Genomic DNA, 10,124 nt, shown 5'->3' with positions numbered 1-10,124 from the left:
GCGGCGCGAAATCATGCGAATGCATGATTTCTGTGCATCGCGAAGCGTGTTACTGATCACGGAGTGAACAGTAACGATTGTTATTGCATAGGGCAATGGCAACTTTATCACACTACGGAGGTTTTTATCATGTCAAATTTTTCAGATATGGACAATGTTTTTATTATGGATCACCCGCTGATCCAGCATAAGATTTCCATTCTTCGTAATAAGGAGACCGGAACAAACGAATTCCGCAAACTTATTGAGGAGATTGCAGTTCTTATGGGTTTTGAAGCTCTTCGCGATCTTCCTCTTGAGGATGTTGAAGTTGAGACTCCTATTGAGACTTGCAGAACTCCTATGATTTCTGGTAAGAAGCTTGCTGTTGTTCCTGTACTTCGTGCAGGTCTGGGTATGGTAAATGGTATCACCACTCTGGTTCCGTCTGCCAAGATCGGTCATATTGGTCTTTACCGTGACCCGGTTACTCATGAGCCTCATGAGTACTATTGTAAGCTTCCGGATCCTATCGACCAGCGTCTCATCGTTATGGTTGACCCCATGCTTGCAACTGGCGGCTCTGCTATCTCCGCTGTTAACTTCATCAAACAACATGGTGGAAAGAGCATTAAATGTATGTTTGTTATCGCTGCTCCGGAAGGTCTGAAACGACTTCATGAGGTGCACCCGGATGTGCAGATCTATGTAGGACATCTGGACAGAGAACTGAACGACCGCGCTTATATCTGCCCGGGACTTGGCGATGCAGGCGACAGAATTTTTGGTACTAAATAGATTTTTGACCAGAGCATATTTGAAAAAGGCTGAATTCCGGAAATTATCTCATTTCCAGAATTCAGCCTTTTTTTGCCCGATCATGCTTTTTCCATCTTCGCCTTATACTCTACGCAAAGCATGGTAATATCATCAAACTGCGGTGCCTCTCCCACAAAAGCATCAATATCTTTTTTCACTTCAGGCAGAATTTCTGATGGTGTTCTGTCTTTTACACGATTCAGAACCTGCTCCAGACGCTCCATTCCATAAAGCTGATTTTCTACATTTGTAGCCTCAGTCACACCGTCTGTATACTGGAAGATCAAATCTCCCACATCCAGCGTCATACTGCCGGCTTTATAGTTCATATCTTCAAATCCAGCAAGGACAAAGCCTGGACGGATCTTATATGCCTCAAAACTGCCGCCTGCTTTACAGATAAATGGCATTTCATGTCCAGCATTTACGAAACAGAACTCTCCTGTCACCAGATCCAACACACCTTCAAAAGCAGTGATAAACAAGCCTTCACTGTTTGCCTCACAAAGAAGATTATTTACAGTAGAGAAAACCTCCCCCAAATCTCTTCCTGGTGTAGTGTGATCCTTGATAAGCGTTTTTCCAATGACCATAAAGAGCGCAGCCGGAACACCTTTTCCGGATACATCGGCCATAACAATTGCCAGATGTGTCTCATCTACCATGAAGAAATCGTAAAAATCACCGCCAACTTCTTTTGCAGGTGTCATAGTTGCATAAATATCAAATTCCTTACGATCCGGAAAGGCCGGGAAAATACATGGCAGCATGGATGCCTGAATATTCCTGGCAATATCCAGCTCAGTGCCGATTCGCTCCTTCTCGGCAGTCACTTTGGACAGATTGGCAATGTAATTTTCAAGCTCTTCCATCATAAAGTTAAAAGAGTCACTTAGTGCCTCGATCTCATCACCAGTTTTCATGGTAATTCTCTGATTCTCAAACTTTCCGCTCTCTGTAATCTCCTGGGTAAAATCAGCCAGCCTGCTGATCGGTCTGGTGATTGTCTTTCGCACAAAGACAATATACGCAGCCATCGTCACTGCGATAATGCAAAAAGAAATCAGCAGCATATTGATAAGAAAGGAATTCAGATAATTCCTGACCTCTTTCATATCCAGAATATACTGAATTTCTGCCAGAGCCTTTCCATTCTCGTCCAGAATCACCGAAATGCCCGTGTAATTATAGCCATAGCTGTTGTCCGTCACAAGCGGATGATCCACACCTTTATTCTGCTGATACTGGTTCCATATGGTAATATATTTCTCCATGTCAGCAGGATCATCAGGATTTGCAGCATCAGTGTACAAAATGTCACTTCCATAGGCAATCTGATTCGCAGGATCATCTCCCAATTCCTCAACCAGGGCATCTATGTAGAAATGAACACTGTCTTCATCCGGAACAACCAGAGACAGATATGTAACATCGCCATCCTTTTTCAGCTTGTTAAACAACGTAACCATTTCCGAATATTCTTCTGTCTTGTCCCCGCCTTCTGCCAGGATTTTCTTCACATCCGAAACCGACATCATATCTGCAATACTATTGCTGTTCGTCATTACCCTCTGTGCATATAGATTTTCCAGATAGGATCTGGAGCTTCTATAGCTGAAAAGAGAAATGGCAATGGTAAGGATTACACCGATCACGCCAAGTGAAAGTATAAATTTAGGAAGAAGTTTTATTTTCATTTGCAATTCCTTTCCTTAACTTTCTTAAAATAGACCTCTGCATCACACTTGCAGCGTCCTTTGCAATATGGACAATAAAGTTCTTTTTTATTATACCAGATCATCTTTGCAGAAAAAAGATGAACAAACTTACATTCCTGAAGTGCCCTTTCCAGAGGAACTTTACCGCCTGCATTCCAGCAGATGATAAACACTTCCCCTATGCCCTTCTCCGCAAACTGATTCAATGCATAGTTCATAAGCCCAACTGCCAGACCCTGTCTGCGAAATGCTTCTTTTATTCCTACTGACTGAATCTTGCCAACAGGTGCCAAAGTATCCTGCTGGCATACCCGTTGGATTTTCTGTTCCGTAAGCCTGGTATCCTCTGCAATCTGCTTCTCATTGGTAAGATAGTAATAAATATATCCTGCAAGCTCTCCTTCTGCAGTTCTCAGCAGAAGGAATGCCCGTTCACTGCTTCCAATGGCCTGCTCAAGCTCTTCTTTCTGATACAGATTTTCGCCTACGCACCTGTCCATAAGCTGCAGTGTTTCCTCAATATCCTCTTTTTCCAATGAATACAGACAAAATTCTCTGCCAGAAGCCCCAAACCTCCCTGTCTTTTGTGTCATAAGCTTCCCTTCTCACAGGACAAAATCTGCATGCCCATTGTAATCTCCGATTCCTCACTCAGAATCAGCTGCTGAAGTTCTTCATAATTCTTCTTCAGCCAGTTCTGCCAGTCCTGATATTTTCTGTTATCCGGTTCTTCCGCCAGCAAGATTTCCACATCCTCGGGCAAATAGGAAAAAAAGGTCTGGAAAATATCTTCTTTTTGCTGCTGTTCGCCTTTGGCAGCGGAAATCTCCTTGCACCAGACATGGATATAATCGTATCCGCAGTTGGTCAGCCAGCCGGGAACGGCCTGACCGGTTTCTCTTTTTCCTGCGTATTTGTCCTCTTTTAAGATATCCAGAAACTGTCCAAGAAGATTCTTTTCATCTGGAGCCAAAGTGGATATGCGGTCATTGCTTTCTGTGATAAAAATCACTCCGCCTTTTTTCAAAAAATTCTTCAATGTGCGAAGCAGCTTTTCCCCATCATATAAATGCATTAATACAAAAGAAAGACAGATCAGGTCAAATTCTCTGTCTTCCGGTTCTGCGCAGAGCTTCTGAAGGTCCGCTGAAAACGAATCCCGATCCACATCCATCTGATAAAAAGAAAATTTAGTATTTCCGAATTGACTGTTGGCTCTTTCCACAAGCTGCTGATTATACTCCAGGCCAATCACCCTGGAAATCCTGTCATCTGAAAAGCGGTGAAAGGTTCGGGCTCCATCATTGCAGCCAATATCCAGAACAGAAAGTTCTGACTTTCCCTTAAAAAAATGCTCTAACGCAGGTTTCTCTGCCTGTGACAACAGCAAATTCTGTCTTCTCAGTCGTTCCCTCTCTTTTTTTTCCTGAAATACTAACTGACTTTGCACTACTTGTCTCCTTGTCCGTCAAAATTTATGCTCTGAATAATAACCGCTTCGCATTCTCTTCCGTCACTGCAATTACTTCTTCTGCAGTAATTCCCTTGATCTGCGCCAGGGCTTCTGCAACATAGGGCAGATTCAAGGAGGAATTTCTCCTGCCTCGATTGGGCTCCGGTGCCATGTAAGGGCAGTCCGTTTCCAGAACGATCTGGGACAGCGGCGCTATGGCAGCTACTTCTTTCAGCTTCTTTGCATTTTTGAAAGTAAGCACGCCGCCAATGCCAAGATAAAGTCCCATTTTCAAATATTCCGCCGCAATCTCCTTACTGTAGGAAAAGCAGTGAATGATTCCTCCGAACATATCTTTTTTCATATATTCCTTTACAATCTCCAGAGTGTCCTCGGCTGCATCCCGGCTGTGGATCATAAATGGCAGCTTCTCCTCCCTAGCAATGTCCATCTGCGCCCGGAACATCTCCTGCTGCTGTTTATGCTCTGCCTCTTCCTTATGCCAGTAGTAATCCAGACCGATTTCTCCGATGGCGACCATTTTCTCCATATGGGAAAGACGCCGGATCTCATCCAGAGTATCCTGTGTCATAATTCCTGCATCGTCGGGATGAACCCCCACTGCGCCATACACAAAAGGATACGCTTTCATCAATTCCAAGGTCCCGCCAAATCCCCCGACGGACGCGCACACATTTACAATACAGCCCACTCCCCCGTCTTTCATGGAAGAAAGGATCTGATCTCTGTCTTCGTTAAATGCCTCATCATCATAATGTGCATGTGTATCAAATATCATTTTTCTGCCTCATTTTTCTTTGCGATACAACAATTATAGCATACTAAAATCATACCAGTAAAGTGTTATAAACCTCTTTTTGGAAGTTCTATTTTAGTTGTTACTGTGAATAGAACGAACATCGAACTATTTTAAACACAATTTCAAAAAAGCAAAAAATACTTGATAATTCAGAAGATTCGACAGATAATGTGGAGCTTGAAAAAATTGATATTCCTTATGTCCAGGTACCAGGCGGTGGCATTTTTGCATATATAAACGGAGACAGTACCGGAAAAACAGTTCTTCTCAGATCCGACATCGATGCACTTCCCATACTGGAATCCGAGACCAATCTTAAGAATAAAAAAATATGTATTTCAAAAAATCCTGGTGTTATGCATGGCTGCGGCCATGACGGCCACATTGCCATGCTTCTTACCGCCGCAAAAATACTGAAGAATATGGAAGCTTCCCTAAATGGACGCGTTGTCCTTATATTTGAGGAAGGAGAAGAAGGACATCGGAATATAGAAAAGCTTCTGGCTTATATGGCAGAAAAGGACATGAAGTTTGACACCTGCTACGCCTCTCATGTGCGTTAGGACATTCCCACAGGAAAACTTTCCTGCTGCCAGGGTTCTGCCATGTCAGGCCTTTACCACTTCGTACTTGAAATAAACGGAAAAGGCGGACACGGTTCCAGACCGGATCTTGCTCACAGTGTAATTGACTGTTTCCATGACATATATTCCAACCTTGATACACTCCGGTTAAAATACATAAAACCCAACACCGTTCTGACCTGGTCTCTGGGCTCTGTCAATGCAGGAGCAACCTTTAACCTGATCCCCGACAAGCTTACCTGCGAGGGAAGCATCCGAATGATGGATCGAAGCAGCGGAGAAGAATTTATCAAAGAATTTGAACGAATTGTTGCTGCAATTTGTCCTCTTAATTACTGTACCTACCAGTTTAAATTGCTGGAACAGCTTTTACCTACAGAGAACTATCCTGCATGCAGAAAAACCTATATTGATTCTATCAAGAAACAGATCGGCGAAGATGTCATATATGATTGTGAGCCATGGATGGCATCTGAAACCTTCAGTTATATGTGCAGCCTGTTTCCAGGTGTAGAAACCTTCGTGGGAATAAAAAATGACGAATTAGGTTCCGGCGCTAATCACCATACCCCGGAATTTGATCTGGACGAGGACGGACTTACCTATGGTACTGCCGCTGCCGTCAGCTACGTTTTGGAATACTTTGAAAACACGCCTGATACTTCTGCTTTTGAACCTGCATACAACAGCATCAGCGAACTGATCGCCACATTTGGTCAACAGCCAGGAAGTACCGAATATATGGATTTGATGCTGAACAGCAACAATTTCGGAATTGACGGTACTGCAGAGCTGCTTGCAAATGTAATTCGTAAAAATTTCGGATTATAGATCTTCCTAGAGCGTGTTTGAAAAAGGCTTTCTGCAAGATGTGCGTCACAATTTGTGGGAGATTTTGTCCGGATGAGGGCGCCGTAGCGGGCTACGGCAACCGAATTCGGGCAAAATATACCGCAAAGTGGGGCGTGCAGATTGCGGGAATGATTTTTCAAACAGGCTCTAATGTACTTATGCTGACTCACGCCGCATATTTTACAGATCAGGCACTGGAAGATATGGTGCACAACTCTCTGATTGTAACAAGCCAATATTTTAAAACTATGAAAGAGCAGCCATAAGCAGTCTTCGTCAGCCCAAAAACTAAGAATCCCCTCCACAAAAGCAACTGCTGCATAGTGGAGGGGATTCTCATTTACTATAAAATTTATGGATATTTACTGCCTTGCACAATTTCCAGCTTCCCCGGTCATAATCTCAATACCATGGTCAAGAGCTCCAATAATGTATTCCAGACTCTCCTTTACTGCTTTCGGACTGCCTGGAAGATTAATGATCAGAGTCTTTTTCCGGATTCCGGCTGTGGCGCGGCTGAGCATGGCGCGTTTTGTGATCGTCATGCTGTAGGCGCGGATGGCTTCCGGGATTCCCGGAACCTTACGTTCTGTGATATCTTCGGTGGCCTCCGGCATAACATCCCGCGGGGAAAAACCTGTTCCACCAGTAGTCAAAATCAGTTCTGCCTGATTCTCATCTGCGATTTCCGCCATTCGTCTGGAAAGCATGGCACGATCATCCGGAAGAATATCCATAGATACTACCTGATAGCCTTCTCTTTCTGCGATTTCCTTAATTGCCGGACCGCTTAAATCTTCCCGCTTACCCTGAAATCCCATATCACTGGATGTGATAATTGCTACTCGTTTCATTTTTCTCCCCCCTTCGTTTTTATTTCTTTGAATAAAAAATCTCCACTCTTACCGCCAGTTTTCTCTACCAGGTGAATATCCGTCATCACCATATGCTTGTCGATTGCCTTGCACATATCATAAATTGTAAGAAGAGTCACCTGCACACCGGTAAGTGCTTCCATTTCCACGCCTGTTTTACCGTCTGTCTTCACAGTGCAAAAAGTGCGGATAATTCCATTTTCTTTTTCAATTTCGAAATCAATGGTACATTTGGTAACCGGCAAAGGATGGCACATAGGTACCAGATCCGAGGTGTGCTTCACAGACATGATCCCGGCAACTCTGGCAACGCCAAGAACGTCTCCCTTTGCCACAGTGCCTGCAGTAAGATGCTCCATGATTTCTGCTCCAACCTGGATAGAACCTGTTGCAATTGCAGTTCTGTGGGTAATCGGTTTATCCGAGACATCCACCATAACAGCATTACCATTTTTATCAAAATGGCTTAATTTATTACACATAATTCGTCCCTTTTTATAACAATATTAACCTATTGTATTATATTCCGGCTATATCAGATGGACGCTTCCGGTCAAAATCAGCAGATTTCAGATCCTGCCGGCATATTTTTTTCAGGGCTGACTACGCATACATTTCCCTCAGCATCCTCTGCGCAAAGGATCATTCCCTCACTAAGAATTCCTGCAAGTTTCGCTGGTTTTAAGTTGGTTACTACCATAACCTTTTTGCCAACCATTTCCTCTGGTGTATAGTAAGCCTTGATTCCAGATACGATCTGGCGAACCTGGCTTCCGATCTTAACCTGAGAGCAAAGAAGTTTCTTGGATTTCTTCACTGCCTCACAGGCAATAACCTCACCAACCTGGAACTGAAGTTTTGCGAAATCATCAAATGTGATCTCTGGCTTCGCCTCAATATCTACAACCTTCTCCTCTGGCTTTTCTTCCTTCGGCTCTTCTTTCGGTGGATGAAGCTCGTTTACTTTTTCCATAACTTCTTTGATGTCCATACGGGCAAAAAGGATCTCCGGTTTATCTGTTACCTTGTTTCCTGACGGATACAGTCCAAATGTCTTCAGATCCTCAAGAGTTCTCTCTGAAGCATTTAACTGACCAAGGATTCTCTTTGTTGTGTTCGGCATAAAGGACTCAAGAAGAGTGGTTCCAATGCAAATGCCCTCAACCAGATTGTAAAGAACGGTTGCAAGACGATCCTGTTTGGTCTCGTCCTTTGCAAGTGCCCATGGCATTGTCTCATCAATATATTTGTTGCAGCGTTTGAAAATAGTGAACACTTCTGTGATGGCATCTGCTACACGAAGTTTCTCCATCTTTGCATCAACCTTTGCAGGAACAGAAAGAATGAAGCTCTTCAGATCATCGTCAACAGGTTCTGTTACGCCTTTATTCTCTACCACGCCGCCAAAGTATTTGTTTGACATGGAGATGGTACGGTTTACCAGGTTTCCAAGAGTATTTGCCAGCTCGGAATTCATACGCTCTACCATCAGCTCCCAGGTGATCACACCATCGTTGTCAAACGGCATTTCATGAAGTACGAAATAACGGACAGCATCAACGCCGAAGAAATCAACCAGCTCATCTGCGTAGATAACGTTTCCTTTGGATTTGCTCATTTTTCCATCGCCCTGGAGAAGCCACGGATGACCGAATACCTGCTTCGGAAGAGGCAGATCCAGTGACATCAGGAAGATTGGCCAGTAAATAGTATGGAAACGGATGATATCTTTTCCAATAAGATGAAGGTCGGCAGGCCACATCTTGTTAAACAGTTCAGAATTGTCTCCATCGCAATCATAACCGATTCCGGTAATATAGTTGGTCAGGGCATCCAGCCATACATATACAACATGCTTCGGATCAAAGTCTACCGGAATTCCCCATTTGAAAGAAGTTCTGGATACGCACAGATCCTGAAGTCCCGGAAGAAGGAAGTTGTTCATCATCTCGTTCTTACGGGATTCCGGCTGAATGAATTCCGGATGTGTCTTAATGTGCTCGATCAGACGGTCTGCGTATTTGCTCATTTTGAAGAAATAAGCCTCTTCTTTAGCTGGTACGCATGGGCGTCCGCAGTCCGGACATTTTCCGTCTACAAGCTGGGATTCTGTGAAGAAGGACTCACATGGAGTACAGTACATTCCCTCGTACTCTCCCTTGTAGATGTCCCCTTTTGCATACATTTTCTTGAAAATCTTCTGAACCTGTTTCTCATGGTCTTCATCTGTGGTACGGATGAATTTGTCATAGGATGTGTTCATCAGATCCCAGATGCTCTTGATCTGACCGGATACGTTATCAACGAATTCCTTAGGTGTAACACCTGCTTCTTCTGCTTTCAGCTCAATCTTCTGGCCATGCTCGTCAGTTCCGGTCTGGAAAAATACGTCGTAGCCCTGCTGTCTTTTATAACGCGCAATGGCGTCTGCCAGAACCGCCTCGTAGGTATTGCCAATGTGCGGCTTGCCGGATGTATAGGCAATGGCTGTGGTGATGTAATATTTTGGTTTACTCATTGTATTTCCTCCTTTTCTGTGTAACAAAAAGAGCTGGTTAAACTTCTCCTTCCTGTCACAACATAAAAAAACGTCTTCTCAAATATACTGAGAAGACGAGTTATCCCGTGTTACCACTTCTATTCATTCCCGCCTCACGGTACAGATGGAAAAACCATCTTCGGGAATCTCACCGGGTACCTTCATACCCTTACGCTATAACAGGCGTTCCTGTCGCAGCCTAAATTACTTCAACTGCGCCCCTCCAAAGCCATCTTCCATCTGTTCCATACACACCCCCTCTCAGCCTGGAAAAGCAACTCTTAACTGCTCATCTCCCGGGGGATTCTCTGTAATGCGGTACGCAAATGTACTCTCTTTTTCTATGGGTTTGGCTTATAAATTCATATAAAAGAGCGTATCACATTTTAATGGGTTTGTAAACCCAAATTTATCATTTTACAGCGATGCATATGAACCATTTATGATAATGTCCTAATATACCACAAAGGAAAATGTCCCAATGT

General features: G+C 43.7%; 12 protein-coding genes. 4 read left to right on the top strand and 8 right to left on the bottom strand.

Annotated features, from left to right (window positions below; all coding sequences use genetic code 11):
• Nucleotides 1-147: 147 nt before the first annotated feature.
• The gene (gene upp / locus LIZ66_RS18005; protein WP_118579383.1) at nt 148-777 is read left to right on the top strand and encodes a uracil phosphoribosyltransferase; all 630 of its coding nucleotides are present in this window, start codon (nt 148-150) and stop codon (nt 775-777) included.
• Between the two features lie 80 nt (nt 778-857).
• On the opposite strand, the gene LIZ66_RS18000 is transcribed toward upp, so the two are convergent.
• The 4 genes from LIZ66_RS18000 to LIZ66_RS17985 are packed head-to-tail and all read right to left on the bottom strand — an operon-like array spanning nt 858 to nt 4,768.
• The gene (locus LIZ66_RS18000) at nt 858-2,495 is read right to left on the bottom strand and encodes a SpoIIE family protein phosphatase (RefSeq protein WP_227198948.1); all 1,638 of its coding nucleotides are present in this window, start codon (nt 2,493-2,495) and stop codon (nt 858-860) included.
• A complete protein-coding gene (locus LIZ66_RS17995) occupies nt 2,492-3,109 on the bottom strand; it encodes a GNAT family N-acetyltransferase (protein ID WP_173718512.1) in 618 nt (205 codons plus the stop codon). Before LIZ66_RS17995 ends, LIZ66_RS18000 begins: the two co-directional genes overlap by 4 nt.
• Nucleotides 3,106-3,966: a class I SAM-dependent methyltransferase gene (locus LIZ66_RS17990; protein ID WP_227201165.1), complete on the bottom strand. Its 861-nt coding sequence runs from the start codon at nt 3,964-3,966 to the stop codon at nt 3,106-3,108. Before LIZ66_RS17990 ends, LIZ66_RS17995 begins: the two co-directional genes overlap by 4 nt.
• A gap of 25 nt (nt 3,967-3,991) precedes the next feature.
• The gene (locus tag LIZ66_RS17985; protein ID WP_173769706.1) at nt 3,992-4,768 is read right to left on the bottom strand and encodes a TatD family hydrolase; all 777 of its coding nucleotides are present in this window, start codon (nt 4,766-4,768) and stop codon (nt 3,992-3,994) included.
• 191 nt (nt 4,769-4,959) lie between these two features.
• Between LIZ66_RS17985 and LIZ66_RS17980 the strand changes: the two genes are divergently transcribed.
• Together LIZ66_RS17980 and LIZ66_RS17975 are read left to right on the top strand one after the other, a co-directional pair.
• Nucleotides 4,960-5,352 carry a M20/M25/M40 family metallo-hydrolase gene (locus LIZ66_RS17980; protein ID WP_173769705.1) on the top strand — a complete coding sequence of 131 codons (393 nt, stop codon included), beginning with the start codon at nt 4,960-4,962 and terminating at the stop codon, nt 5,350-5,352.
• Between the two features lie 42 nt (nt 5,353-5,394).
• Nucleotides 5,395-6,204, top strand: a complete 810-nt coding sequence (locus LIZ66_RS17975) for a peptidase dimerization domain-containing protein (protein ID WP_173769704.1) — start codon at nt 5,395-5,397, stop codon at nt 6,202-6,204.
• Here LIZ66_RS17975 and LIZ66_RS19655 read toward each other — a convergent pair.
• The gene (locus LIZ66_RS19655) at nt 6,090-6,344 is read right to left on the bottom strand and encodes a DUF6783 domain-containing protein (protein ID WP_306797120.1); all 255 of its coding nucleotides are present in this window, start codon (nt 6,342-6,344) and stop codon (nt 6,090-6,092) included. The two genes, LIZ66_RS17975 and LIZ66_RS19655, sit on opposite strands and share 115 nt — an antisense overlap.
• Here LIZ66_RS19655 and LIZ66_RS17970 point away from each other — a divergent pair.
• Complete coding sequence (locus LIZ66_RS17970; protein ID WP_173769703.1) at nt 6,243-6,491, top strand: DUF6783 domain-containing protein; 249 nt, start codon at nt 6,243-6,245, stop codon at nt 6,489-6,491. The two genes, LIZ66_RS19655 and LIZ66_RS17970, sit on opposite strands and share 102 nt — an antisense overlap.
• A gap of 96 nt (nt 6,492-6,587) precedes the next feature.
• On the opposite strand, the gene LIZ66_RS17965 is transcribed toward LIZ66_RS17970, so the two are convergent.
• The 3 genes from LIZ66_RS17965 to metG form a co-directional block, all read right to left on the bottom strand.
• Nucleotides 6,588-7,079, bottom strand: a complete 492-nt coding sequence (locus LIZ66_RS17965; protein ID WP_195478498.1) for a MogA/MoaB family molybdenum cofactor biosynthesis protein — start codon at nt 7,077-7,079, stop codon at nt 6,588-6,590.
• Nucleotides 7,076-7,582 (bottom strand): cyclic pyranopterin monophosphate synthase MoaC, encoded by a 507-nt coding sequence (gene moaC / locus LIZ66_RS17960; protein WP_118577929.1) that lies wholly within the window; start codon nt 7,580-7,582, stop codon nt 7,076-7,078. The genes LIZ66_RS17965 and moaC overlap by 4 nt, the downstream gene beginning before the upstream one ends.
• Nucleotides 7,583-7,659: 77 nt before the next feature.
• The gene (metG, locus tag LIZ66_RS17955; protein ID WP_195478499.1) at nt 7,660-9,618 is read right to left on the bottom strand and encodes a methionine--tRNA ligase; all 1,959 of its coding nucleotides are present in this window, start codon (nt 9,616-9,618) and stop codon (nt 7,660-7,662) included.
• Nucleotides 9,619-10,124: the final 506 nt, after the last annotated feature.

This window comes from Blautia faecis, from assembly GCF_020554845.1.
Taxonomy (GTDB): Bacteria; Bacillota; Clostridia; order Lachnospirales; family Lachnospiraceae; genus Blautia_A; species Blautia_A faecis.
Note: the sequence above shows the minus strand (reverse complement) of the source record. Positions and strands in the feature narration are given on the sequence as shown.